This is a genomic window from Actinoplanes hulinensis (assembly GCF_019429605.1).
GTDB classification, from domain to species: Bacteria; Actinomycetota; Actinomycetes; order Mycobacteriales; family Micromonosporaceae; genus Actinoplanes; species Actinoplanes campanulatus.
Window position 1 is genome coordinate 102,186 of the sequence record NZ_JAHXZI010000026.1, and the last position, 24,893, is coordinate 127,078.

The following is a 24,893-nucleotide window of genomic DNA, read 5'->3' on the forward strand; positions in this document are numbered from 1 at the left end:
CGGCATTTGGAGTCAGCCATGATCAGCCGTACCGAAGCCGAAGCCGCCGCCGCCGCCTGGGCGCGCGCCGAGACGCTGACCCGCGGGCAGCAGTGGCGGGCATCTGTCGAGGAGTTCGACCAGGGGTTCATCGTCCGGACCATCGCGGACGGGCCCGCTGACCCGGGCACCGGCGTGACCGTCATCGACCGGGAGACCGGCCGCGTCTCGACCTGGCCGGCCTGGCCGTCGGAAACCCTCAAGCAGCAGTACGAGCAGCGCCGCCCCGAAGTGGTCGGCCCGCCGAAGACCGCCGACCCCGAGATCCAGCTCCGCCGCGAGATCCACCGCCGGGCCGCCCCCAGCATCGCCGCCCACGCCACCGTCGACGGCCGCGTCTACATCGCCCGCGGCGCCAAAGGCGACCAGAAACTCAACCACCACCGGCTCGTCCTGGAACGGCTCGCCGAACAGTCACCGCAGGAGACGGTCCGCGGCTGCGACCGGCACGCCGAACTGATCGCCTGCTCCGACGCGCTGCACGACGTCGACCGCCGCCGGCACATGGCCGGCCAGGCCCCGCTGACGCTCGACGACGCCCGGCAGCTGCTGCGTGCCTCACAGTTCCAGACGTTCCAGATCCACGCGCCCGGCGACCCGCTCGCCGGCAAGCCGAACGACCCGTGCGAGACCTGCACCTACGTGCTCACCCAGCTGCGGCTCATGCCGTGGGGCAAGACCGGGGCGCTGCACCACTTCGTCGCCCCGTCCCGGCCCAACCCGGATCCGGCCCGGTTCTCCGACACGCTCGCCTCGGAGATGCTCAACGGCGGCTGGCTCCCGGACGTGCCGAACGAGTACGACACCGAGATGATCGAGACGCTGGTGGAGAGCGACGTGCTCCCGGTCCACGGCCAGGAACACCAGCACGAATGGTTCCCGGCGGCCGGGGAGGCGTACGGGCACACCAACCTGCTCGTGCTGTCGCGCCGGGCGCCCGGCCTGGAACAGCGCTCCCGGATGGTGCATGTCAACCCTGTCGATGCCGCGCACACCGCCGACCTGCTCCACGAGTTCGGGCGGGTCATCGGGGCGCGACTGTTCCCGCTGGGCCGGGTCAACGACGAGTCGGTCCTGGCGATCGACGAACACGGACGGGTCTTCGACCTCGACCAGGCCGGTGAATGGTTCGTCGCCGACACGTACATCGAGGCCCTGGAGACCCTGGTGCTGGGCAAACGCACCTACCGCGTCCGCGACGACGGCACCTGGGGCCCGTCCGCCTGACGCTGACTAGCGTGTGACGGCATGCGACGTACGCCGGAACAGCGGGCCCGGGACGCGCTGCGTGTCCACGCCCCCGACCAGGCACTCGTCCGGCTCGGATCCGGGCTGGACAACACGGCCTTCCTCGCCGGTGATCTGGTCCTGCGGGTGGCCGACGGGCACGACGTCCGGCGTGAGGCGGAGCTGCTTTCCCGCGTACGCCCGCTGGTGTCACTGCCCGTGCCCGAGATCCGGTTCGCCGACGAGGAAGCCGGGGTGCTCGCCTATCCGCTGCTGCCCGGCCGGCCGCTGCTGGGACGACCCGCCGGACCCGGGCTCGCGGCCGCGATCGGCCGGTTCCTGCGGGAACTGCACGCGATCGACGTGGCCGGGCCGGTCGAGCCCGCGGAACCGGGGGAGTGGCTGGAGGATCTCGACGGGCCGCCCGATCTGCTGCGGATCCTGCGGGATTCGGTGCCGGCGGCCGGTGAGAGGCTGGTGCTCACCCATGCCGATCTCGGCGCCGAGCACCTGCTGGAACACGACGGCCGTATCACCGGGGTGATCGACTGGACGGATGCGGCCGTCACCGACCCGGCCCTTGACTTCGCTCGCCTCTACCGTGACTTCGGCGCCGGTTTCCTCGCCGTGGTGGCCGACCTCTACGGGCCGCTGCCGGACCGGGACCGCATCGTGTTCTTCGCCCGGTGCGCGGCGCTGGAGGACCTGGCCTATGGCCACGAACCGTACGCTCGCGCCGCCCGTAACAGCCTCACCTGGCTGTTTCCCTGACCGCTCCTTACGCGATGATCATTGGCTGTGGGTCGATTGGTAAGGTCCGTAGCAAAGATCGGGCATTACTGAAGGAGTCGCGGTGAGCACGCTCGGCCGGGATGGGCGCAGCTGTCTGCTGGTCATCGACCTACAGGAGGCGGTGGTGGCCGACTGCCTCGACCGCGACGGTGTCCTGCACCGCACCGCGCGGCTCGTCGACCGGGCCCGCGCCGCCGGGACGCCGATCGTCCACATCCAGCACGACGGCCCCGGCCTGGAACGCGACAGCGACGGCTGGCAGTTCGCCGCCCCGCTGCGGGCCGCGCCGGGCGAGCCGGTGGTCGCCAAGAACTACCGGGACGGCTTCGCCGCCACCGACCTGGAGACCACCCTCACCCGCCTCGGCGCCGACCGGCTGATCATCGCCGGAGCGCAATCCGACTTCTGCGTACGCGCGACGATGCAGCACGCGGCCGCCGACGGCTACGACGTGACCCTGGTCGGCGACTGTCACACCACCGCCGACGCCCACCACGACGGCGTCACCATCAGCGCCGCCCAGATCATCGCCCACACCAATCTGTACGCCTCCACGCTGCGCTACCCGGGCCAGTCCTTCGCCGTCGACACCCACGACACCGTCACCCTGACCTGATCACCGGCTGTTCGCCCGCCGCTTGAGGGTCCGCTGATAGTCCTGGAAGCGGGCCTTCGCGATCACCGACCGGTCAGCGGTCCGCAGCACCAGGCCCTCGGCCGCGCCCTGACCGGACTCGTCCAGCGCCACCAGCGTGCGGGGCAGCCGGTCGCCGAGGAACGCGTACATGCCCTCGACGCCGGACGGCAGCTCGCCGGAGTCGATGGTGAACAGTCGCGGCGTCAGCTCCAGATCGGTGGCGAAGGCTTGCTCCGCCAGCTCCTGCTCGCCGAGGAAGCTCTGCCCCTGCTCGTCGCGCCACCGGGAGATCCGCTGGGGTGCCCACGCCAGCTTCTCCGCCCAGCCGTCGAGCACGGCGACGTCGAACAGCCGCCAGCCGGTGCCGCCCCTGGTCGAGTACTGCTTGGCCTGACCACCGATCTTGCCGCCGTAGAGTTCCAGGTAGAACACCCGAATCGTGTCGGCGCGCGTGCCGGCCAGGGCGTCGGCGAGCGGGCGCAGGTTGTCCACGATGCCCAGCGCCGGGTTGCCGATCAGATCACCCCGCGCGTAGAGAAGCTCCTCCCGCGAACCGAGCAGGTAGCCACCGTCCGGCAGCAGGATGACCCGCGAGTTGGTGCCGTCCACCTTCTCGGTCCCGATCACCGGGCCGGGGAAGACCGTCACCTCCTCGGTGAGGCCGCCGTTACGCGGGTCCAGCTCGTGATAGGTCGGGATCGACGGGTACTTGGTCAGCGAGTTGAGCGCGGCCAGATTCACGGCCCGGATGTCGAAGCCCGGCATGTCTCCCCCAGGAATGCGGTACGTGATGCCGACGATCGTGGCAGCGCCCTCGACGACGGGCGACCGATTTACGCGCCTCAAGGGATCGTGCCGGGGCTGCGCCGGCTCGTCGACTCACCCGCGCCGAAAAGCCGTCAGGCGCGGCAGCGGTCAAGGCAACCAGTGACCAGGGTGGACGCTGTCGTCCAGCGTCGTGACCCAGTCGCCGTCGGCGGCGCGGACGATGAGGTCGCCGTCGCCGTCGCCGTCGCCGTCGCCTTCACCGAAGCGCAGCACCGCGCCCTCGGCCTGCGCATACTTTCCGAACAAGGGTGCGGCGCCGATCAGCCGGGCGCCCACGAACGCCGCCGCCGGACCGTACGCTGACCGCTGATCCGGCGAAACGGTGACCGGCCGCAACTCCACCTCGTTGCGGCACCCGCACGAAATCAGGAGTGGGTGGTCGCCGAAGCGCCAGAGCAGGTCAGGCGCCGCCGGGTGGCTCAGGTGTTCGCCGCGCACAGGTTGATGCGCGATGACGTCGACGCCCTCCAACCGGTGCCCGATCAGCCCGGTCAGCAGCTCGGCGATCGTGGCCCGAGCCGGCACCGCGTAGGTGTCGACGCCGAGCCGGTTGAGCACCACGAAGAGCTGGCCCTCGACGAATGTTCCGGTCGTGTTCAGCGCTGCTTCCACCTCGGCGACCGGCGCCGGTTTCAGGCCGGCCTCCCGCGCCCACGCCACTGCGGCGTCGGCGGCGGCGATGCCGCTCAGCGTCTCGGCGAGCATGCGCTGCCTGGTTGCGGCCGCCTCGGCTTCGTATTCCGGGTCCACCCAGTCGTCACCCAGATAGTTGCCGTCCTCGTCGAACGGCGAAGACGGCAGCACAGTGTACGCGACCGCGCCGTCGATGTCCAGCCAGGTGTCCCAGAACGGCGTCCGCACACCGACCGCGTGCACATATGCGGCGGAACTGTCGAGGATGTCGGCGGCCAGCACCGGAGCCTCGGTCGCGTCACGCAGGTCGGTGAGGAACGTGTCCGGGAGGTCGCCGGACGAGGCCCAGATCCGGGTCACCTGCCATCCACCGGAAACCTGGTCGTACTCCAGGTCACCGTCGTGCAGCTCCGGCACCTCGGGCAGCAGCTCCCACACCAGAGGCTCGCCACGATGGATGACAAAACTTCCCCAGAATCCCATGGGAAGTGATCATGGCCTGTCCGGGCGAGCGTGTCAGCCCGAAGCGCCTGGTTGTCAGCAAGCGTAGTAGCCGGCCCGCGTTGCCGCTTGGCCGTTGAAGGCGGCGAACTGTTCAACCCACGCCGTCACTTGTTCGGCGCCGGGGTGTTCATCGAAAAAGGACAGCAGCTCCGCAACAACTCCTGCGTCCAGGGCGGCGCGTAGTCGGCGGGCGATGAACGCCGCCTCCGCCGCCGTAGTGTGGCCCTCGCTGTACAGGAAACGTCGGGCAGGCAGCGTTTCCTCGGAGATCTCCAGTCCTGGTGTCTCCAATGCTTGCGTGAAGCCGTCCCCGCTCAGAATCCCGGCCTCGATCATGATCAACCGGACGTAGTTCATCTGTTCGCTGCTGAACGCGCAGGGGGTGCCGGCAAAGCCGTCGTCGGTCGGCGGGTCGAAACTGAACGCGAATCCCATGATCGCGAAGAATAGCGCTGCCCGGTCGTGGTGGCCGGCCAGAACTGGACCAGGAACCCGGGATCGTCGCCGTCGCCGAAGCGGCAGGACAGGCGCACGTGCTGGTCGCCCGGACGGGTGAGGGTGAACCCGGGATCGGCCCAGCCGGCGGTCACCTGGTTCAACCGGATCGTCCCGGACGGGCAGGCGATGGTCACGGCGACGACGTCGTCCCATTCGTGGTCCTCGGCGGGTTCGCCGTCCCACTCCTCCAGGCGCAGGACCGCCTCGTCGCTGTCGAACGGTGTCTCCACCAGGATCGACGACCGGCCGGCGCACACCCAGTCGCCGGCCTCGTGCGGGAACGGCAGGTCCTCATCGGCGCCGTCGTCGGCGATGCCGAAGAGCCGGTGGTCGAGTAGCGTCGTGGTGGTTACCGCTGTCAGCCGGCTGCTCACAACCGGTCTCCTTCCGTCCGGGGGAGTGGACATGAACTGTGTGATCGTCCAGCAATGGGTCTCTGTGGATGGTTTCCTCGCCGGCCCCAACGGTGAGCGGGACGTCTTCGCGGCCGTCCAGGACTTCTCGGCCTCCGAAGCGCACAACATGGCGTTGCTCAAGTCGGTCGACGAGGTGCTGCTGGGACGGCGAACGTACCAGTCGTTCGCGGCGTTCTGGCCGACGGCGACCGACGAGCCGATGGCCCGGCAGGTCAACGCACTGTCCAAGACGGTCTGCTCGACCACGCTTACCGAGGCGCCGTGGGGATCGCACGCGCCGGCCCGCATCGTGGCGGACGCGGTCGAGCATGTGCGGTCGCGGCGCGAACTGCGGTTCCGGACCATCGTGTGGGGCAGCGCGTCGGTGATGCGTGCCCTGTTCGCGGCCGGTGAGGTCGACCAACTGGAGCTGTTCGTCGCCCCGATCGCGCTGGGTGACGGCACGCCGCTGCTGGAGCGCGGCGGCCCTCCGCTTCCGCTGCGGTTGCGGGAGACCGAGACGTGGCCGGCCGGCGTGGTCCGCATCCGCTACACCACCTGAGCCGTGTCCAGGGACTCACGGACGGCGTGCGACCGGTCGGCGTGCAGGCGCTGCGGACCGGTCATGAGGTGGCCTCCCGGTCGCGGAGGTGCTCCAGGCCGGTCATGAGGTGGCCTCCCGGTCGCGGAGGTGCTCCAGGCCGGTCATGAGGTGGCCTCCCGGTCGCGGAGGTGCTCCAGGCCGTCGAGGATCAGGTCCAGGCCGAAGGTGATGTCCGGGTCGCCGGGGTGGTGGCCTTCGGCGACCTGGCGGGTCAGCTCGGCCATGTGCGGATAACGGCCGCCGGCCAGCAGATACTCATACGCCGCGGCGGTGTCGGCGTAGTCGGAAGCGGCGATCGGGAAGTTCAGGCGGCGCAGGGTGAAACCGTAGACATAGCTGTCCATGGTGTTCCACGCGTAGTCGGCGAGCCGCCAGGAGAAGCCGGCGCCGCGCAGCACGCCGAGGGTGAAGTCGATGTAGCGCAGCATGGCCGGGCCGGTGTTGGTGCGTGACATCAGCAGTGCCGGCGCCCAGGGATGGCGGGTCAGCACGCGGTGGGCGGTCTCGCCGCGGCGGCGCATGGCGGCTTTCCAGTCGCCGTCGTCGCCGGGCAGGTCGATCTCGTCGACCACCAGGTCGACGATGCCGTCGAGGACGGCCTCCTTGTTGGCGACATGCCTGTACAGCGACATGGCCTCGACGCCCAGCTCGCGGCCGAGGTGGCGCATCGAGAGCGAGTCGGTGCCGCCGGAGTCGGCCAGCGCCAGGGCGGCCTGGAGCACCCGTCGCGTGCTCAGCGGCTCTCGGGACTTTGGCATCTTCTCGTCTCTCCGACGGGGTTGCGGAACCGCTCGACCATACCGCACCCTTGCTTACATCGTAAGCTTACACTGTAATCAGGAGGTGGAGTGCGATGAGGGCACTGGTCCAGACCGCGTTCGGATCACCCGGCCAGGCCGCGTTGCAGCAGGTCACCGACCCCGTCCCGGGCCCGGGTGACCTGCTCGTGCGGGTTCACGCGGCCGGGCTCAACGCCGCCGACCGGATGACCCTGCGCGGCGAGCCGTTCGGGATCCGGGCCGTCGCCGGCGGCCTGCGAAGACCCCGTGCCGGATTCGTCGTCGGCCGGGCGCTCGCCGGCCGGGTCGAGGCGATCGGAGACGGCGTCCGTGACCACCGGGTGGGCGACGACGTGCTGGCCGAGACCCCGGCGGCGATCGGCGAGCTGGTTCGCGTCCCGGCCCGGCTGGCCGCCGCGAAACCCGCCGGTCTCACCTTCACCGAGGCGGCGGCCCTGCCACTGGCCGGGACGACCGCGTTGCAGTCGATCCGGGACGCCGTCGGCGCCCGCGCCGGCCGCCGAGTGCTCATCACCGGCGCCTCCGGCGGCATCGGCACCTTCGCCGTCCAGCTGGCCGCCGCCCACGGCGCGATCGTCACCGCCTCCTGCGCCGGGCGCAACGCCGGCCTGGTCCGGGCACTCGGCGCCACCGGGGTCGTCGACTACGAGCACCGTGAACCACTCGCCGCGCCGGGGGAGGGCTACGACGCGATCCTCGACCTGGCCGGCAACTACACCCTCGCCGAGCTGCGGCGGTCGCTGCGGCCCGGCGGTGTCCTCGTGCTGTCGGTCGGCACCGGCGGCCGTTGGCTCGGCCCGGCCCGGCGCATCCTCACCGGCAAGCTCACCCGCGGCGGCCCGGTGCGAACCCTCCTGGCCCGCCCCGACCGGGACGACCTCACCGAGATCGCCGAGATGGCCGCCGCCGGCGAGCTCCGCCCGGTCATCGACCGGGTCTACCCCTTCCCGGAGGCGGCCGCCGCCCTGCACCACCTGGACCGCGGCCGGGTGGCCGGCAAGATCGTGATCGCGATGACCGGCGAGCCAGGCTGATCAAGAACACACCCACGTCCCGTACCGGGCCGGCACGGGACGTGGGTCCGTGGGCGTCAGTCGAAGATATCGACGTTCAGTATCGGGTGCTGGCCATTCGGCGAGCCGATCGTCGAACAGGTGAGCTCGTCCGGCGCATCGCACTTGAAATCATTTTTATCCGACGTGTCCGGGTCATTCCAATAGATCACCACATCGCCGTAATCACTTTCATAGGTGACGGTCCCCCCGGTGCCACCCTCGTCCTCGCTCGACGCCGTGCTCATCCGGCCGATACCATTGCTTGCTATCGTGTCCGGCGGATATTGAATCCATTCTCCATCGGTAACCTGCGAATGTGTCAGAACCATCACCTGACCGGTGCGGTTCTTGACGATGACCTTGGTGGTGTAGTCACCGGGATCGGCGGATGCCATGGTCGGCAGCCCCGCGGTGAGCGTTCCGGCCGCCAGCACGGCGGCGCCCAACGCGCGCATACCCGATATACGGAAACCAGGCAGGGTCATGCTGAAATCCCCTTCACAAGATCGCGAATACGGAGGCGATAACCGCCGTCCGTGAGTCGTTCTCAAGTATCCCGTCCATGCCCCGGCCGCTCACCGAATCCGCAGAACCCAATTGAGGACGTACGGCCCAGAATGCCGTTCCGGCGATGGAGAGACAGATACGGAAGAGCTATGCGAACAAAGCGGCCAGATTGCTCAAAGCCATCCGGGTGCCCAGTTCGTTGTCGGCGGCGGGGATCGCGTCCGGGATGTTCTCGTGCACGATCACCACCTCGGTCCCGCCCGGCACGGCCGTCAACCTCGTCGTCATCGTCATCACCGTGCGCAGCGCCGGATCTCCGGACTCGAACCGGAACTCCTCGACCACCTCGGCATCCGGCACCAGCCTGCGGAAACAACCGTGGTACGTGTCGGTGTGCGCCGACGACTTCCCCGACCCGGCCGGCGACTCATACGTCAGCGAGATCCGGAAACCGCCACCCTCCCGGGCGTCGAACTCGTGCACCTCACTGGTCATACCCTCCGGCACCCGCCACCTCGCGAGCGCCGACGGGTCCAGCAGCGCCCGGTAGACCTCTGCCGGACTGGCGGGCACATGCTGGGACACCGTCGTCGTGTACACCCGGCGATCCTATGCGGTCAGGATGATCAGCCGCCGGGTCGCGCGAGTCATCGCCACATAACGGTCCACCGCGCCGAACGCCTCCGGCTCCACCAGGACCACCAGGTCGAACTCCAGACCCTTGGCCAGCTCCGGGGTCAGCGAACGGACCCGCGGCGTGCCCTCGAACGACGGATCACCGATCACACAGGCCACACCGTCCGGATGCCCGGCCTGCCACGACGACAACACTTCGGGCAGGTCGTCGACGGCACCGTGGACGACCGGCAGACCACTGCGCCGAATCGACGCCGGCACGTTGGCATCCGGCAGCACCGCCCGGATCACCGGCTCCGCCTCCACCATCACCTCCTCCGGAGTGCGGTAGTTGACGGTCAGCGACGCCACCGCCACCCGGTCGACACCGACCCGCGTCAGGCGCTCGCGCCACGACTCGGTGAACGGCCGCCGGGTCTGCGCCCGGTCACCGACGATGGTGAAACTGCGCGACGGGCAGCGCAGCAGCAGCATCCGCCACTCCGCGTCGGTCAGCTCCTGCGCCTCGTCGACCACGATGTGCGCGAACGGCCCGGCCAGCCGATCCGGGTCGACCGTGCCCAGGGCCGCCTCGTCGACCAGGGCATCGTGGAAATCCTCGCCGCGCAGCATGGTCACCAGGCCGGTGCCGTACTCGTCATCGGCCGCCTCGATCAGATCGTCGACGACCCGGGACATGCGCTCACGCTCGGCGGCCGCCGTCGCCTCCCGCCGCCGCGACCGCGCGGACGCGTCCGGGTCACCCAGCCGCTGCCGGGCCGCGTCCAGCAACGGCAGATCGGACACCGTCCACGCCTGCGCGTCGGCGCGCTGCAACCGGCGGACCTCGTCCACACTCAACCAGGGAGCACATTTGCGCAGGTAGGCGGGCACCGACCAGAGATCGGCCACCAGATCGGTGGGCTTGAGCACCGGCCAGACCCGGTTGAACGCCGCCCGCAGGTCACGATGCGGCGGCACGTCCAGGACCGCCAGCAACTCGGCCCAGATCTGGTCGCGAGCCTCGTTGTGCGGGGTCCCGGGCTCCACCGCCTCGAACGCCCGCGCCCAGTCGGCGGCGGTCACCCGTACGTCCGTCTCGTCGGTTTCCATGATCGTCGGCTTGGTGGGCGGCTCCTCGTAGAACCGGACCGCGGCCTCGATCGCCGCCACCATGTCCACCGACGACTTGAGCCGGGCCACCTCCGGATCGGCCTCCACGGTCGCCGTGGCACCCTCGGCGACCAGGTCACGCAGCGTACAGATCTGCACGTCCTCCTCACCCAGGCTGGGCAGCACATCGGAGACGTACGCCAGATAGGGCTGATGCGGCCCGACGAACAGCACCCCACCACGACGCCGGCCCAGCTGCGGATCGGAGTAGAGCAGATAGGCGGTCCGGTGCAGCGCCACCACCGTCTTGCCGGTGCCCGGCCCGCCGTCGACGACCAGCGCCCCACGCGAACCGGCCCGGATGATCGCATCCTGATCGGCCTGGATGGTGCCCAGCACATCCCGCATCCGATCCGAACGCTCCGCACCGAGACTCGCGATGAACGCCGACTGGTCGTCGAGCGCCGCGGCGTGCCCGGCGAAGTCGTCCGCCGCGAACACCTCGTCCCAGTAGTCGCTGATCCGCCCCCGCGCCCACCGGTAGCGGCGACGGCTGACCAGCCCCATCGGATTACCGTGCGTGGCGCCGAAGAACGGCTCGGCCGCCGGCGACCGCCAATCGATCAGCAACTGGCGGCCGCTGCTGTCGGTGAGGCCCTGCCGCCCGACATACACCGGCTCCGGATCATCGGCGCTGACCATGTGCCCCAGACACAGGTCCACACCGAACCGGCGCAGCGACCGCAGCCGCGCGCTGAGCCGCCGAACCTCCTGGTCACGATCGAGCGCCTGCTGACCGATCCCGGCCCGCGCCCGGCGCGCGGTGTCGAGCCGATCGGACAGTTCGGACAGTCGCTGTTCGAGCGACTCCGCCAGCACGGCGAAATGCCTCTCGTCGGCGGCGATCAGCGCCGGGTCGGCCTTGGCGGCAAGGTTCGCGGGCAGGTGGAACACAGAGTTCAAAACGCGGAATCCGATCCTCGATCGCGACCGGGGACGACGAACGCCGACCCCATGAGCAGCGATTTTGCGCCCTACCCCGGGTCTTGCCGCAAGCCCCGGGGTGCGATATACCTTAGAAAGGGAAGGGGAGTGACCAGACCTCCGAACCCCAAAATCCAATCCTTCGCGTGGGGCGTCGCACGCTCGCGGAGCGCCCTAATCCCGCCAGCGGTAACCGATGCCGTCGAAGACGATCATGCTGAGGTCCCGGTGGTCGTTCATCACTCACAGCCGCCGAGGATAGCCACACCCCCCGACTTGAGCGATCGCTCAAACAAGAGATATCGTCGGCTTGAGCGCCCGCTCAAAAGGCGCTCGTACGGGGGAGGCCGAAGGTGGAGAAGTTCCGGATCAGGTCGGCGAACATTGTGCTGACCGGCATCGTCATCGCGTTCGGCGTCGTGTTCTTCACGATGACCGTCCGCGCCGGCAAGGCCGACAGCGCCCTGCTGTTCGTCGTGCTGCCGACCGTCCTGGCCGCCGCGCTCACGCTCACACCGGGCAGGAGCACACACGGCACGGTGTTCCGGCTCACCACCGTCGGCCTGTTGCTGGCGGCCGTGGCGCTGCACGAAGGCGCGATCTGCGTCGTGCTCGCCGCGCCGCTGGTCTACGGCGTCGCACACGGCGTCACCGCCCTGTGCCGGATGTTCCAGGACCGCGACCGGATCATCCCCGTCCTGCTCCCGATCCCGCTGCTGCTCACCGGGGTCGAGGGCGTCAACCCCGAATGGCGCGTCGACCCCGACCAGTCGGTGCAGGTCAGCCGGGTCGTCGCGGCGGCACCCGCCGACGTCGCCGCCCGCCTCGCCGCCGGCCCGCAACCCGTCGCCACCCGTCCGCTGCCGCTGCGCCTGCTCGGCGTGCCCACTCCCGGGCACGTGCACGGCACCGGACTCACCGTCGGCGACCGGTGGATGTTCGGCTACCACGGCAGCGCCCACGGACCCGGCGGCCAGATCGTCACCGAGGTCCGCGCCGCCACCGACCACGAGATCACCTTCGCGGTCCTCGAGGACACCTCCATCACCGGCCGCTGGGTGCGGATGCGCGACGCCACCATCAGCTGGCGGCCCAGCGGCACCGGCACCGAGGTCACGCTGCGCATCGACTACCGGCGCGGCCTCGACCCGTCCTGGTACTTCGGACCGCTCCAGGACGGCTTCCTGCACGCCGGCGCGGACCACTTCCTGGACATGCTGGCCCTGACGTGACCGTCACCGCCGCCCGCTACCTGTGCCTGCTCATCCCGGTGCTCGCGCTGCTCGCCGCCGCCCGCGACAGGCAGGCACGGGCCGGTGCGTCCCTGGCATTCATCGCGGCCGCGACCGGCCTCGCCGTACTGCACGAGATCGCCACGGCCGCCGGATGGCACGGCTTCGCGAACGTCGACGGCACCTACCGCGGCTTCCCCGTCGACCTGTGGCTCGGCTGGGCGATCCTCTGGGGGCCGGTCCCCGTGCTGCTGCGCCGCTGGCTGCCACTGCCGGTCGCGCTCGGCCTGCTGTTCTGGCTCGACGTGATCGCCATGCCGCGGCTCACCCCACTGATCGACCTCGGCCCACACTGGCTGCTCGGCGAAACACTCGGCCTGATCGCGGTGGCACTGCCCGCCCAACTTCTCGGCCGCTGGACCGCCGACCGCCGCCACCTCATCCCACGCGTGCTGCTGCAATTCGCGACGTTCGCGGTGCTGCTGCTGTGGCTCACCCCCACCGTCGCGTTCACTCTGGGTGACGGCAGTTGGAGCCGGTCACTCGACCTGCCCACGTCCGCGATCATCCTGCTCGGCCAGGTGGCGCTCGCGGTCGCACTTCCCGCTCTCGCCGGGGTCCGCGAGTTCGCCCTCCGCGGCGGCGGCACCCCCTACCCGTGGGACCCGCCGGCGCGGCTGGTCACCACCGGCGTCTACGCCTACCTCGCCAACCCGATGCAGGTCAGCGCCATCCTGCTGCAACTGCTGCTGGCTGCCGCGACCCGCAGCGCCACACTGGCCGCGGTCGCCCTCAGCACCACCGCCTTCGCCGCTGCCATCGCCGGGCCGCACGAAAGACAGGACCTTCAATCCCGGTACGGGCAGAGCTGGCGAGATTACCGCGACCGGGTACGGGACTGGCGACCCCGGAGGACCCCCTACGAACCGGTCCCCGCACGACTGTGGCTCGACGACGACTGCGGACCGTGCACGACCGTCCGTGACGCCCTGCAACGACGCCACCCGGCCGGACTGACCATCCTGCCCGCCTCCACCCACCCCGGCACACTGTGGCGCGCCCGCTACGAGGCCGCCGACGGGCACACCGCCGACGGGGTCGCGGCCGTCGCCCGATCCTTGGAGCACATCGGCGCGCTCCCCGCGTACATCTCCATGTTTTTGCTGCTCCCCGGCCTGAACCGGCTCGCCCAGCTGATCACCGACGCACTGATCGCGCCCCCGCACCCGGCCGGCGGCGCACCACTGCGGCAGAATGATCGCGCGGAGGCGACAGGAGAAGCATGAGCGACACCAAGCAGCGACTGCTCGACGGAGCCCTCGCCGCGCTGCGCGAGCACGGCGTCACCGGCGTGTCGGCGCGGACCATCGCGGCCGCCGCCGGAGCCAACCAGGCACTCGTCTTCTACCACTTCGGGTCGGTCGACGACCTGCTCAGCGCGGCCTGCGAACAGGCGACCCGGCAGCGGGTCGACGCGTTCGCCGAACGGTTCGCGGCGGTCGGCTCACTGCGCGAACTGCTTCAGGTGGGCCGGGAGTTGCACGACCAGGAACTCGCCATGGGCAACGTGTCGGTGCTCGCCCAGATGCTGGCGGCCGCCCAGTCGGGGGAGCGGTTGGCCGCACCGACCGCCGCCGCGCTGCGGTTGTGGATCGACGAGATCGAGACGGTCCTGCAACGGCTGCTGGCCGGCTCGCCGGTCGCCGAGGTCGCCGACATCCCCGGCCTGGCCCGCGCGGTCGGCGCCGCGTTCGTCGGCATCGAACTCTACGAGGGCGTCGACCGCGACGGCGCCTACCGCGCCCTGGACGCCCTCGGCCAGCTCGCCGTCCTGGTCGAGGTGGTCGACGAACTCGGGCCGCTGGCCCGCCGCGCCCTCAAGTCGAAGATCAAGAAGGCCGCCACCCCGCGCGGCTGAGCTGGACGTGACGCTCGAAGGGTTCCTACCGTCGGGGGCATGGCTGACTTCTGGACCGACGCCGAGCGTCACCTGATCCGCTACTCCGGCGCCGGCGGCTTCGTCCCGGAGATCATCGAACGCGCCGAGGGCAGCTTCGTCTACACCGCCGACGGCCGGCGACTTCTCGACTTCACGTCCGGGCAGATGAGCGCCATCCTCGGGCACTCCCACCCGGCCGTCACCGCCACCGTCCAGCGCCAGGCCGCCACCCTCGACCACCTGTTCAGCGGCATGCTCAGCCGGCCCGTCGTCGACCTCGCCCGCCGCCTCGCCGAATCACTGCCCGACCCGCTCAGCAAGGTCCTGCTGCTCACCACCGGCGCCGAATCCAACGAGGCCGCCATCCGGATGGCGAAACTCGTGACCGGCGGCCACGAGATCATCTCCTTCGCCCGGTCATGGCACGGCATGACGCAGGCCGCGGCCAGTGCCACCTACAGCTCAGGACGCAAGGGGTACGGGCCGGCGGCGCCCGGCAACTACGCCATCCCCACGCCGAACGCGTACCGGCCCGACTTCACCACCCCGGACGGCCAACTCGACTGGCGGCGGCAACTCGACTACGCCTTCGAGATGATCGACGCCCAATCGGTGGGCAGCCTCGCCGCCTGCGTGGTCGAGCCGATCCTCAGCTCCGGCGGCGTCCTCGACCTGCCGCCCGGCTACCTCGCCGCCCTCCGCGACAAATGCCACGAACGCGGTGGGCTGCTCATCCTCGACGAGGCGCAGACCGGGCTGTGCCGCACCGGAGACTGGTACGCCTTCCAGCGCGACGGCGTCGTACCCGACATCATCACCCTCTCCAAGACGCTGGGCGCCGGCCTGCCCCTGGCCGCCGTCGTCACCAGCGAGGAGATCGAACGGATCGCCCACGAGCGGGGCTTCCTCTTCTTCACCACCCACGTGTCCGACCCGCTCGTCGCCGCGGTCGGCAACACGGTCCTCGACGTACTCGAATCCGAGCACCTCGACCAGCGGGCTCGTGAACTCGGCACCCACCTGAGCAAGGGACTGACCGAACTGGCCGGCAAACACGCGGTGATCGGCGACGTACGGGGAAGGGGTCTTCTGATCGGTCTGGAACTGGTCCTGGACCGCGCCACCAAGCAGCCCGCCGACGAACTCGGCGTCGCCGTGACCCGCCGCTGCCTGGAACTCGGCCTGCACATGAACGTGGTCCAGCTGCCGGCGATGGGCGGCGTGTTCCGGATCGCCCCGGCCCTCACCTCGTCCTTCGAGGAACTGGAACTCGGCCTTTCGATTCTGGACCAGGCGATCGGCGAGGTGGCGGTCACCGCTTAGGCGGGCGTTTACGGCTCGCCTTCGGCACCCGCCGTTTGCGGGGGCGCGCCTCCTGACGGACGTACCGGGGCTGCCACAGCGGCTCCGGCACGGGCCGCCCCGCGTTACGCCAGACGGCCCAGACCAGCCCGGCGAGCGCCGCCGCCGCGAGACCGCCCGGGAGCCAGGCCCAGCGCACATGGTCCGGCGTCTCCGGGGCGACCAGGCCCGTCGGGTCCAGCAGCACCGCGATGTCGTCGCCGACCCCGAACTCGTCGTTGCTGGGATATCTGTCCCGCCGGCAGATCGTGCCCGGCAGCGGCGACCCGTCGAGGCGGGTCAGCCGGTAACAGTTCTCCCGCAGGATCCGGCCGCCCCGGTTCTCCGTGTCCAGACTGATGCTCACGCTGCCGACATGCGCCGTCTCGGTGTGGCCGAACACGCCCAGCACGATCAGCCTTGCGCCCCAGTTCATCGACGCGAAGAGCACGAGCGCCGCGAACACCATCCCCGCGATGGGGACCTTGTCGTACTTGTCCTCCCGTTTCCACGTCCGGGCCGGAATCAGCAGCCCCACCACCAGCAGCGTCACCGCCAGCGTGAGAACCAGCAGCCAGAGCTTCCAGCCGCGCATGTCCGCGACCGCGGCCACCACCGCGGGCGCGGCCATACATGCCAGCAGGCGAAGCCGCCGGACAGGAGTCGGATCCACACACGCGATTCTGGAAGATCAGCGCAAGGTCTCTACTCTGGCCCGGTGGCGACCATCAGAGCGGTCTTCTTCGATGTCGGCGGAACCATTCTCGACGAGTCCCGGGAGTTCGCCGCCTGGGCGGACTGGCTCGGCGTGCCACGGCACACGCTGTCGGCGGTATTCGGTGCGGTGATGGCGCGAGGGCTCGACTACCGGGAGACGTTCCGGACCTTCCGGCCCGACTTCGACATCGAAACCGAGCGGCGGCTCCGAGTGGCCGCCGGGAGACCGGAGACCTTCGGCGAGGAGGACCTCTACCCGGACGCGCGATCGTGCCTGGCCGCCCTGAAAGAACAGGGGCTGCTCGTGGGGCTCGCCGGCAACCAGCCCGCCCACGCCGAGCAACTGCTGCGGGAGCTCGACCTGCCGGTCGACGTGATCGGCACGTCGGAGGGCTGGGGCGTGGAGAAACCCGCGCCGGCCTTCTTCGATCGGGTCCTCGACGTCGCCGGGGTCGAACCCGCCTCCATCCTGTACGTCGGGGACCGTCCCGACAACGACGCCGCCCCGGCCATGGCCGCCGGCATGCGGGCGTGCCTGATCCGGCGCAGCCCGTGGGGCCACATCCTCGACATGCCGGAGATCGCCGAGCGCTGCCTGTTCCGCATCGACTCGCTGGACGAACTTCCCGTCCTGATCGCGGAGTGTCCTTTGCCAACGAGGTTCGTCCGTGCCGACGGCAAACATGCGAGGCGGGATTCCTGCCAGTGAGCTCTGCCCGCCGGAAGGGACCGGCGCGGTCGAGCATGGGGCGGTTGTTGTCGATCAGCGTCCCGCTCGGGTGCAGTTTGGCGGCAGGGACGTTACCCCGCTCAGGTTGCAGTCGTGGAGCGTCGATCCCGATGTGCGGATGGGCGTGCCGTGATGGGCGACGCCTGCGAGATCGGAGGCTGACCGGAGGCCCCGCAGCGCGCCTCGACTCGACCGGCCGTGGTTGGGCGTGCCGATCGAGCCTCCCTCGACACCGTTGCCATGGCTGAGGCCGGCGGCGAGAAATTCTTCGCCGCGCATGTAACCGGATGCGCGGCTGCGGTGTGTTCTCTGGTGTGCGCAACACCGACGGGGAAGCGGGAACCATGACAGGTAAGGACAGCGCCGACTTCGACGCCTTCTACATAGCGACGGGTCGCCGCGTCGTGCTCTACCTGTACGCGGCCTGCGGTGACCGGGCCGAAGCGCAGGACCTCGCCCAGGAAGCCTTCGCCCGCGCCTGGCAACACTGGTCCCGGGTCTCCCGGTACGAGGATCCCGAAGCCTGGGTGCGGTCGGTCGCCTGGCGGCTGATGGCGAACCGGTGGCGCGGCCTGCGGCGCCGGCTCGCCGCCCGCGCCCGGATGGGCCGCCCCGACGAGGCGATCGGCGGCCCGTCACCGGACCGGGTGGCCGTCACCGGCGCGCTCCAGCGCCTGCCGGTGGCGCAGCGGCAGGCCATCGCCATGCACTACCTGCTGGACATGCCGGTCCACGAGATCGCCGCGAGCACCGGCGTCCCGGTGGGCACGATCAAGGTGCGGCTCTCCCGGGCACGGACGGCGCTCAGCGGACTACTCGACGAGAAGGAGAACAGCGATGTCACATCCGGTGCCTGACCGCCTGCGGGAACTGGCCGACGACGTGCGCGACCTCGAGATGAAACCGGCCGCCGAGGTCCGCGCGCGCGGCCGGGCCCGGGGCCGCCGTCAGCTGGCCGGGACGGTTTCCGTGGCCGCTGCCGTGGTGGCGGTGTCGGCGGGCGTCGCGTTCGCGGGGCCGTGGCAGGACGAGACTTCGATGCCGCCCGCGGGGCCCGCCCCGTTCACCTGCGAGCTCATGCTCCCGGACAGCCCCTCCGACGTCCAGGTCCGGGTGCCCGACGCCGGGATCGCTTCGGAGCTGCGTGAACGGGGTTTCACGGTGCTCGACGGGGCGGTCGCATCCGAGGCCGCGACCACCCTGACCTACGGGCCCGAGTCCATCGGCGGGGCGACGTTGCTGCGGGCGGCCGTGCACGGCGAGGTCACGATGCGGTTCGACCCGGCACGCCCAGGTCCGGCCGTCGACCTGGCCCCGGGGCCGGACTTCGACCGCCTCGCCACCGCCACCGAACTCAACCAGAACCTGGTCACCGTCGGCGTGCCGACCGCGCCACCGGAGTGCGGCTGAGGTCCGTGTCTCTACTCGCAGGCCTCGACCGGTTGCCGGAGGATGGTGCGGAGTCTGCCGGGGTCGACCTTGCGGGCGTCGCTGAGATAGATCTCATGATGCCGGCCGGTCATCCGGAGCCCGTTCTCCGGGATGAAGCGCTGGTGCATCTGTTCCAGCGTCGCGGTCTCGTCGTCGTAGGAACCGACGTGCAGGATCTGCACACAGCGCCCTTCCGACAGTTCGCCGAGGCGGACGTCGTGCAGGCGCCGTGGGCCGGCCTTGGCGGCGGTCTGTCCCACGGCGCCGGCGACCATGTCCTGGTCGATCCAGTCGGGCACCATGATCATGAGCGTCCAGTCCCACCGGCTCTTGTCCCGGGCCGCCGTGAACGAATCCATGTCGTCGGCCCACCACAGGCCCTCCAGCGGCATCACGACGTAGTCGCGGCCCAGGTCCTGCTTGCTGGCGAACTTCAGCCGGTAGGCCAGCGGGTAGAGCGCCTCGGCCGCTTCGGTGAAAGCCGGGCCGGTGTTGGGATCGCCGTGCCCGTCGATCATGAGGTAGCGCAGATCCGGCACGTCGACGATCTGGAAGCGACCGCGCCGCGCCGCGTACGCGCCGATCTCCTTCTTGAAGTCGATCTTGGTCGTCATCGGGAAGACCACCGCCGGAGGCGGTCGTCGCAGGCGGAACCGGGCACCCGCCCACCCTAAACCGTCCGCCCGGTACGGATCACCCGATGCGGGAGCAGTCGCCCGGTGACGTCGCCGCCGCCCTCACTGATGGGAACGGACCAGAGTTGGCAGTCGGCTCGCGTGGCAGGGCGGAACTGTTCTGGTAACGACGGGACAGCGTCTCGGGTACCGGAAATTTAGGTTCTGGGGGTGCTCTCGCGGAGGACGAGTTCGACGGGGATGTCGACGTGGGTGGGGGCGTCGCCGGAAAGGGCCAGCTCCAGGGCCTGGCGGCCGAGGTCGTGCAGGGGGACGCGGACCGTGCTGAGGGGTGGGAGGACGTCGACGGCGGCGGCTATGTCGTCGAAGCCGGCCACCGCGATGTCGGCGCCGGGGGTGAGGCCGGCGTCGCGGAGGCCGCTCATCAGGCCGATGGCCATCACGTCGTTGACGGCGAAGACCGCCTCGGGGCGGCGTGACGCGATCGCGGCGGCCGCCTGGTTTCCGCCGGCGCGGGTGAAGTCGGCGACGATCTGGTCGGCGGCGTCCAGGGTGAGGCCGGACGCGTGCAGGCCGTCGGTGAAACCGTGGCGGCGGTCGGCGGAGGTGCGGATGTCGTCGCCGGCGTGGACGATCGCGAAACGGCGGTGCCCGGCGTCGGCCAGGGCTGTCGCGAGCCGGTGGGCGCCGCCGTAGTTGTCGATGGACAGGGTGGTGAACGGGAGTTCGGGCTGGCTGATCAGGGCGACCCGGCCGCCGGAGTCGTGGTAGGCGGACAGTTCGTCGGTCAGGGCGGTGTGGGTGCCCGAGCCGGCGGTGCGGGTGCCCGCGATGATCACGGCGCGGGGGCGGTGGCCGCGGAGCGTGCGGACGATCTGGAGTTCCAGGCCGGGGGAGCGGTCGGCGATCGCCATCGTGACGATCAGGCCCGCCTCCTGGGCGGCTTCGGTGACGCCGGCGGCGATCGAGGAGAAGTACGGGTCGTCGATGTCGTTGACGACCAGGGCGACCGTGCTGCTCGATCCCCGGGCGATGGCCTGGGCGGACAGGTCGGGGGTGTAGCCGAGGCGGTCGGCGGCGGCGCGGACGCGGTCGGCGTTCTCCTTGCGGACGGTACGGTCGCTGCCGTTGAGTGCCCGGGACGCGGTGGCGTACGAGACGCCTGCCTCGCGGGCCACGTCGCGCAGCGTGATGTGCTCGGGTTCCACCTGCGTGATTGTGCCAGGTGCTTGCCGCTCACAAGGGGGCAGGGAATACGTTTTCCCGTTACGGGGCACATTAGCGCCCGCCCTTGCCGTAGGAGGCCCACCCCTGGTCGAGGAACCGGAAGCCGGCCTCGACCGACGCCTCCGGATCAGCCTCGCGGACTGCCATCAGCTGGATCTGCAGCGCGAAGCGCACGTAGAAGCGGATCTCCTCACTGGGCTCGTCGAGACCGAACTCCTCGGTGAGCGTGGCGATCAGCGCATCCTCGTGACGCAGCCACATCCTTTCCGCGTAGTCGATCAGCGCCGGCGTGCCGTCCATCAGCGCGAGGATCCGGCTCTGCGGCTCCGTCTTCAGTGCGGCGATCTCCGCCAGGTAGTGCGCCTTGAGCGCGCCGGAGACCGAAAGGCCCGGGCCGCGGTCACGGACCGCGGCCACGAGTCGCTCGTGCCGTTCCTTCTCGTCGGCGAAGACGAGCGCTTCCTTCTGCGGGAAGTGCGTGAAGACCGTCTTGGGTGTCACATCGGCCTGGTCCGCGATCTCGCGCACCGTCACAGCGTCGAAACCACGCTCAAGGAACAGCGCCGTCGCCGCTTCCAGGATGGTCGCCCGCGTTGCTGCCTTCTTGCGCTCACGCCGACCCAGAGGCTCTGCATCCACCATGCCCCCATCATAGCCTCGCACTCTTCTTACCTTGATGCTAAAAGTAAACCCGGTATAGTAAGAGTATGAGTGAAGCTAGTTCGGCTGACCCTGGCCAAGCCCTCCGAACGCTCACTCTCACGACACGGACAGGCGGGAAAAGAATGAAAGCAGCAAAGTGGATCGCCGCCGCAGTCATTGGCACCGCGATCGCCTACGGCCTGTACACGAACGCGGCGGTGACCGCAGCCGCGATCGGTGCCGTACTCGTTCTGGGATTCCACTACGTGTACTTCATCTACTTCGGCCGCCCGAACCACGTGGCCGGCCTCGACGAGATCACGGACGCCAAGTGGCACACCGTCGACCTGGGAGAGGCGACCGTGAGCGCAGACGGCTCCAGCTACGCGATGTTCGTCAGGCGCGGCACGTCCAACAACCTGGTGATCCACTTCTCCGGTGGCGGCGCCTGCTGGGACGGTGAAACCGCTGCCCGTCCGATCAAGCCGATCGGTGTGGTGCGCGGCTACACGCGAGATTTGAAGATGTTCTACTTCAACTCGCTGACCCGGCTGTTCCCGGCCGGGCTCGCCGGGATGACCAACCGCCGCGACACCACCAACGCCTTCCGCGACTGGAACTTCGTCTTCGTCCCCTACAGCACCGGGGACATGCACGTCGGCGACATCACCAACACCTACTCCCACAACGGCAAGACCATCAAGATTCACCACAACGGGCGCAACAACTGCAAGGCCGTACTCGACTGGGTCTACGCCAACTTCCCGGCCGCCGACAAGGTCATGGTCTCCGGCGAAAGCGCCGGAGCCTGGGCCTCCGCCTTCTACGTCCCGCAGATCGCCGACCACTACACAGACTCGAAGCTCTACTGCCTCTCGGACGGCGTCGGAATCGTCACCGAGCGCTGGCGCGACATCGTGGACACCACCTGGAAAGCCGACAGCGCAGGGACCCTGGGCTTTCACATCGGCATCGACCTATACGAGGATGCCCTCCTTCACCGCTCCGACGCGGCCATGCGCACCATCAAGTACCTGCACAGCAACACGCTCTACGACGACACTCTCACCCGCTTCGGCGCCGCACTGAACCACACGTCAACCGAGACCGACGGCTTCATCGACGACTGGGCAGCCAACACCAAGGCATCGATCACACGCCTCGACCAGTCCGGCCTCCACTACAACTTCTTCCTCACGGACTGGGGCCACAAGCCCGGGAAGCACACCACCGAACACACCCTGACCACCAACGAGTTCTACAACAAGTGCACGGCCGACGGAGTCCTCTTCTCCGCATGGATCAAGCGCAACGTCATCGACGACGAAGACCTCTCGCTCGGACACGAGCTGCTTCCGTCAACGACCCGCCCATAGCTCACCGCGAACCCGTGGTGGGGCACCAACGCCACCGGCTACCGCCTGTACGAGACGGCACCCTGATCGACACGCGGACGCTGACACCCGCAACACCGGCTCCGCAGCGCGCGTCGACCTTCATCAAGGACAGAACCCCCGGGTGTACGCCTACGTAGCCGAACTGTTCACCCCGGCCGGCTCGACCCGGAGTGAGGAAGTGATCGTCACCGTGCGGTGACAGTACGATGAGCCCCTGCACCACCGGGGGAGAGTCTGATGCCGCATCCAGCGAGGCCGACCGTCACCCTGCGTGAGGTGGCGGCGGCCGCCGGCGTGTCGGTGGCGACCGCCTCGCGGGTGCTGGGCGGCAGCGCCCGTACCGTGTCCGCGGAGAATGCCCGCAAGGTCCTGGAAGCCGCCTCCGAACTGCGTTACACCGCCGACGTGGCGGCCCGGGCCATGCGCCGCAAGAGCGACTCGATCGCGCTGGTCGCCGACGACCTGACCACCCCGTCGATCGCGCAGGTGGTGGCCGCCATGGAACGGCAGGCGCGGACCGTCGACGCGTTCGTCACGGTGTCGGCGGCCGGCGGCGACACGCGGCGGCAGTTGGAGACGGTGCGGACGGTGTGCGCGTTCCGGCCCCGCGCGCTCGTGATCACGTCGAGTTGGACGGCGACCACGGCGTACGGGGCCCGGCTCGCCGAGGAACTGCACGCCTACGAGCGGCGCGGCGGCCGGGTGGTGATCTACGGCGACATGGACGCCCCGTTCGACGCGATCGGTGTCGACGACCGTGGCTCGGCCCGGCTGATGGGCGCGCACCTGGCCGCCACCGGTCACCGCCGGATCGCGATCCTGGCCGGTACCCGCGAGCGCACGTTCGCGGCCGCGCGCACCACCGGCTTCCTCGAGGGCCTGCTCGGCGGCGGCGTCGACGTACGCGACATCCGGGTGATCGACTGCCCGGTCAACCGTGCCGGCGGTTACGCGGTCACGTCCCGGCTCATCGAGGAGAGCCCCGGCGAGTTCGACGCCCTGATGGCGGTCAACGACACGATCGCGGTGGGCGCCCTGTCAGCGTGCCGTGCCGCCGGCGTCGACGTCCCGGGGCGCCTGTCGGTGACCGGCTTCGACGACATCCCCCTGGCCGCGGACGTGACCCCACGCCTCACCACGGTGGCCCTGCCGTTCGCGGAGATCGGCGAGCGCTCCATCCGCCTGGCCCTGACCGTCGCCGGCCGGCCCGACCGCCCCGGCGTCCGTCAAACCGTGACCGGCCGCCTCGTGGTCCGCCAAAGCTCCAAGGTCATCTGACCCACGAGCGTCGAGGTCCTGGCCGCGTTCACGGCTCGTTGACCGGGAAAGCGCCGGCGGCGATCCGGTAGACGACGCTGTGCCGTAGCGGTCCGGGTGGCATGGTCAGGTCTTCGAAGTCCTCGGCCGGATCGTGGGTCATCCCGAGCCGGCGCATCAGTGCCAGGGACCGTTCGTTGCCGGCCACCGCGATGGCCAGGATCTCGGGCAACCGCAGGGTCTGGAACCCGTAGGCGAGCACGGCACGGGCGGCCTCGGTCGCATATCCGCGGCCCCACGCTGAGCGGGCGAACCGCCATCCGGCCTCGACGCCGGTCACCGGGGCATCCTCGTCGACCGGGTCGAGACCGGCCATGCCGATGAACTCGCCGGTCGCGGCCACCTCGACCGCCCACCATCCCCAGCCGCGCTGGGCTAGCTCGCCGCGGAAGTGCTCCATGCCGGCGGCGGCCTGGTCCCGGGTGAGCAGGTCCGGCCAGAACTCGCGGACCTGTGGGTCGGCGTTCATCTCCGCCCAGGTCTCCAGGTCGCCGGCGAGCCACTGTCGCAGCCGCAGCCGCTCGGTGGTCAACTCGGTGAACCGCTCAGTCGACATCTTCGCCCCGTCTTCGGTCGTGCTTCGCCGATCTTCGTCGTCGCCGCGACGCTATGCAACTCCGGCGTGCCCGGCACCGTGGGGGCCCGATCGCCGCGACGACAGCCCGGCACCGAGGGACATCTCGTGGAAACACTTGACCGTCGATGCGATGGGGCCGCAAACTCTGGAATACGTTTTCCCGCACGGCGGAGGGCACACCGCCACGGTTTGAAACGTTCCGTTGATCCCCCTGTGAAGGAGGATGAGTGAGCGCCCTCAAGCGTGACAACAAGGCCGCGTATCTGTTCCTGTTGCCCTGGTTCGCGGGGCTGGTCCTGATCACTGCCGGGCCGGTGACGGCGTCGTTGGTGCTCGGGTTCACCGACTACAACCTGATCCAGCCGCCGGAGTTCAACGGTTCGGAGAACATCACCCGGATGCTCGGTGATCAGCGGCTGCATCACGCGCTCGGTGTCACGTTCGAATATGTGCTGATCTCGGTGCCGTTGCAGTTGG

General features: G+C 69.8%; 27 protein-coding genes and 1 pseudogene. 15 read left to right on the top strand and 13 right to left on the bottom strand.

Features of this window, described 5'->3' with window-relative positions; genetic code table 11:
* The first annotated feature begins 18 nt into the window (after positions 1-18).
* The 3 genes from KZ829_RS36970 (at position 19) to KZ829_RS36980 (ending at position 2,674) form a co-directional block, all read left to right on the top strand.
* Positions 19-1,266, top strand: coding sequence for an SUKH-3 domain-containing protein (locus KZ829_RS36970; RefSeq protein WP_220148482.1), 1,248 nt, complete (start codon positions 19-21; stop codon positions 1,264-1,266).
* A gap of 21 nt (positions 1,267-1,287) precedes the next feature.
* Positions 1,288-2,037 carry a phosphotransferase gene (locus tag KZ829_RS36975; protein WP_220148483.1) on the top strand — a complete coding sequence of 250 codons (750 nt, stop codon included), beginning with the start codon at positions 1,288-1,290 and terminating at the stop codon, positions 2,035-2,037.
* 82 nt (positions 2,038-2,119) lie between these two features.
* The gene (locus KZ829_RS36980) at positions 2,120-2,674 is read left to right on the top strand and encodes an isochorismatase family protein (RefSeq protein WP_220148484.1); all 555 of its coding nucleotides are present in this window, start codon (positions 2,120-2,122) and stop codon (positions 2,672-2,674) included.
* Here KZ829_RS36980 and KZ829_RS36985 read toward each other — a convergent pair whose 3' ends face one another.
* The 4 genes from KZ829_RS36985 to KZ829_RS37000 all read right to left on the bottom strand — a co-directional run bounded on the left by KZ829_RS36985 (position 2,675) and on the right by KZ829_RS37000 (position 5,532).
* Complete coding sequence (locus tag KZ829_RS36985; RefSeq protein WP_220148485.1) at positions 2,675-3,460, bottom strand: RNA ligase family protein; 786 nt, start codon at positions 3,458-3,460, stop codon at positions 2,675-2,677. It lies immediately after the preceding gene.
* A 150-nt stretch (positions 3,461-3,610) separates the two neighbouring features.
* Positions 3,611-4,639 carry a hypothetical protein gene (locus tag KZ829_RS36990; RefSeq protein ID WP_220148486.1) on the bottom strand — a complete coding sequence of 343 codons (1,029 nt, stop codon included), beginning with the start codon at positions 4,637-4,639 and terminating at the stop codon, positions 3,611-3,613.
* Positions 4,640-4,693: 54 nt separating this feature from the next.
* Positions 4,694-5,095: a hypothetical protein gene (locus KZ829_RS36995; RefSeq protein ID WP_220148487.1), complete on the bottom strand. Its 402-nt coding sequence runs from the start codon at positions 5,093-5,095 to the stop codon at positions 4,694-4,696.
* Positions 5,014-5,532 carry a hypothetical protein gene (locus KZ829_RS37000; RefSeq protein WP_220148488.1) on the bottom strand — a complete coding sequence of 173 codons (519 nt, stop codon included), beginning with the start codon at positions 5,530-5,532 and terminating at the stop codon, positions 5,014-5,016. Before KZ829_RS37000 ends, KZ829_RS36995 begins: the two co-directional genes overlap by 82 nt.
* 31 nt (positions 5,533-5,563) lie before the next feature.
* Between KZ829_RS37000 and KZ829_RS37005 the strand changes: the two genes are divergently transcribed.
* Positions 5,564-6,115 carry a dihydrofolate reductase family protein gene (locus KZ829_RS37005; RefSeq protein ID WP_220148489.1) on the top strand — a complete coding sequence of 184 codons (552 nt, stop codon included), beginning with the start codon at positions 5,564-5,566 and terminating at the stop codon, positions 6,113-6,115.
* Positions 6,116-6,258: 143 nt separating this feature from the next.
* Here the strand turns inward: KZ829_RS37005 and KZ829_RS37010 are convergent, their stop codons facing one another.
* The gene (locus tag KZ829_RS37010) at positions 6,259-6,915 is read right to left on the bottom strand and encodes a TetR/AcrR family transcriptional regulator (protein WP_220148490.1); all 657 of its coding nucleotides are present in this window, start codon (positions 6,913-6,915) and stop codon (positions 6,259-6,261) included.
* Between the two features lie 95 nt (positions 6,916-7,010).
* Here KZ829_RS37010 and KZ829_RS37015 point away from each other — a divergent pair, with 95 nt between their 5' ends.
* On the top strand, positions 7,011-7,991 hold the full coding sequence (locus tag KZ829_RS37015) for an NAD(P)-dependent alcohol dehydrogenase (protein ID WP_220148491.1): 981 nt from the start codon (positions 7,011-7,013) through the stop codon (positions 7,989-7,991).
* A gap of 56 nt (positions 7,992-8,047) precedes the next feature.
* Here KZ829_RS37015 and KZ829_RS37020 read toward each other — a convergent pair whose 3' ends face one another.
* From KZ829_RS37020 to helR, 3 genes are all read right to left on the bottom strand, one after another.
* Positions 8,048-8,497 carry a hypothetical protein gene (locus KZ829_RS37020; RefSeq protein WP_220148492.1) on the bottom strand — a complete coding sequence of 150 codons (450 nt, stop codon included), beginning with the start codon at positions 8,495-8,497 and terminating at the stop codon, positions 8,048-8,050.
* Between the two features lie 169 nt (positions 8,498-8,666).
* Positions 8,667-9,119, bottom strand: a complete 453-nt coding sequence (locus tag KZ829_RS37025) for an SRPBCC family protein (protein WP_220148493.1) — start codon at positions 9,117-9,119, stop codon at positions 8,667-8,669.
* 9 nt (positions 9,120-9,128) lie between these two features.
* Positions 9,129-11,210, bottom strand: coding sequence for an RNA polymerase recycling motor ATPase HelR (gene helR / locus KZ829_RS37030; protein WP_246636888.1), 2,082 nt, complete (start codon positions 11,208-11,210; stop codon positions 9,129-9,131).
* A gap of 374 nt (positions 11,211-11,584) precedes the next feature.
* Between helR and KZ829_RS37035 the strand changes: the two genes are divergently transcribed.
* The 4 genes and pseudogenes from KZ829_RS37035 to KZ829_RS37050 all read left to right on the top strand — a co-directional run bounded on the left by KZ829_RS37035 (position 11,585) and on the right by KZ829_RS37050 (position 15,725).
* Positions 11,585-12,463, top strand: coding sequence for a hypothetical protein (locus KZ829_RS37035; RefSeq protein WP_220148494.1), 879 nt, complete (start codon positions 11,585-11,587; stop codon positions 12,461-12,463).
* Positions 12,460-13,746, top strand: a pseudogene (locus KZ829_RS37040) (methyltransferase); the annotation flags it as partial. The gene KZ829_RS37035 and the pseudogene KZ829_RS37040, both read left to right, overlap by 4 nt.
* Entirely contained in the window at positions 13,746-14,381 is a 636-nt protein-coding gene (locus KZ829_RS37045; RefSeq protein ID WP_220148496.1) for a TetR/AcrR family transcriptional regulator, read from the top strand. The pseudogene KZ829_RS37040 and the gene KZ829_RS37045, both read left to right, overlap by 1 nt.
* Before the next feature lie 39 nt (positions 14,382-14,420).
* Positions 14,421-15,725 carry an aspartate aminotransferase family protein gene (locus KZ829_RS37050; protein WP_220148497.1) on the top strand — a complete coding sequence of 435 codons (1,305 nt, stop codon included), beginning with the start codon at positions 14,421-14,423 and terminating at the stop codon, positions 15,723-15,725.
* Here KZ829_RS37050 and KZ829_RS43605 read toward each other — a convergent pair.
* Positions 15,715-16,416, bottom strand: a complete 702-nt coding sequence (locus KZ829_RS43605) for a hypothetical protein (RefSeq protein ID WP_246636889.1) — start codon at positions 16,414-16,416, stop codon at positions 15,715-15,717. The genes KZ829_RS37050 and KZ829_RS43605 overlap by 11 nt on opposite strands.
* A gap of 45 nt (positions 16,417-16,461) precedes the next feature.
* Here KZ829_RS43605 and KZ829_RS37060 point away from each other — a divergent pair, with 45 nt between their 5' ends.
* From KZ829_RS37060 to KZ829_RS37070, 3 genes are all read left to right on the top strand, one after another.
* Entirely contained in the window at positions 16,462-17,169 is a 708-nt protein-coding gene (locus KZ829_RS37060) for an HAD family hydrolase (protein WP_308285821.1), read from the top strand.
* A gap of 365 nt (positions 17,170-17,534) precedes the next feature.
* On the top strand, positions 17,535-18,047 hold the full coding sequence (locus KZ829_RS37065; RefSeq protein WP_220148500.1) for a SigE family RNA polymerase sigma factor: 513 nt from the start codon (positions 17,535-17,537) through the stop codon (positions 18,045-18,047).
* Positions 18,028-18,600, top strand: coding sequence for a LytR C-terminal domain-containing protein (locus KZ829_RS37070; RefSeq protein ID WP_220148501.1), 573 nt, complete (start codon positions 18,028-18,030; stop codon positions 18,598-18,600). Before KZ829_RS37065 ends, KZ829_RS37070 begins: the two co-directional genes overlap by 20 nt.
* Positions 18,601-18,611: 11 nt before the next feature.
* On the opposite strand, the gene KZ829_RS37075 is transcribed toward KZ829_RS37070, so the two are convergent.
* From KZ829_RS37075 to KZ829_RS37085, 3 genes are all read right to left on the bottom strand, one after another.
* Positions 18,612-19,235 (bottom strand): GyrI-like domain-containing protein, encoded by a 624-nt coding sequence (locus KZ829_RS37075; RefSeq protein ID WP_220148502.1) that lies wholly within the window; start codon positions 19,233-19,235, stop codon positions 18,612-18,614.
* A gap of 218 nt (positions 19,236-19,453) precedes the next feature.
* Complete coding sequence (locus tag KZ829_RS37080; protein ID WP_220148503.1) at positions 19,454-20,464, bottom strand: LacI family DNA-binding transcriptional regulator; 1,011 nt, start codon at positions 20,462-20,464, stop codon at positions 19,454-19,456.
* 70 nt (positions 20,465-20,534) lie between these two features.
* Positions 20,535-21,146 carry a TetR/AcrR family transcriptional regulator gene (locus KZ829_RS37085; RefSeq protein ID WP_220148504.1) on the bottom strand — a complete coding sequence of 204 codons (612 nt, stop codon included), beginning with the start codon at positions 21,144-21,146 and terminating at the stop codon, positions 20,535-20,537.
* 122 nt (positions 21,147-21,268) lie between these two features.
* On the opposite strand from KZ829_RS37085, the gene KZ829_RS37090 reads away from it, so the two are divergent.
* Both KZ829_RS37090 and KZ829_RS37095 read left to right on the top strand, forming a co-directional pair.
* A complete protein-coding gene (locus KZ829_RS37090) occupies positions 21,269-22,501 on the top strand; it encodes a pectin acetylesterase-family hydrolase (RefSeq protein WP_220148505.1) in 1,233 nt (410 codons plus the stop codon).
* 258 nt (positions 22,502-22,759) lie between these two features.
* Entirely contained in the window at positions 22,760-23,800 is a 1,041-nt protein-coding gene (locus KZ829_RS37095) for a LacI family DNA-binding transcriptional regulator (protein ID WP_220148506.1), read from the top strand.
* Positions 23,801-23,828: 28 nt separating this feature from the next.
* On the opposite strand, the gene KZ829_RS37100 is transcribed toward KZ829_RS37095, so the two are convergent.
* On the bottom strand, positions 23,829-24,395 hold the full coding sequence (locus KZ829_RS37100; RefSeq protein ID WP_220148507.1) for a GNAT family N-acetyltransferase: 567 nt from the start codon (positions 24,393-24,395) through the stop codon (positions 23,829-23,831).
* A gap of 248 nt (positions 24,396-24,643) precedes the next feature.
* Here KZ829_RS37100 and KZ829_RS37105 point away from each other — a divergent pair.
* A partial coding sequence (locus KZ829_RS37105; protein ID WP_372453989.1) for a carbohydrate ABC transporter permease occupies positions 24,644-24,893 on the top strand: 250 nt, incomplete at its 3' end.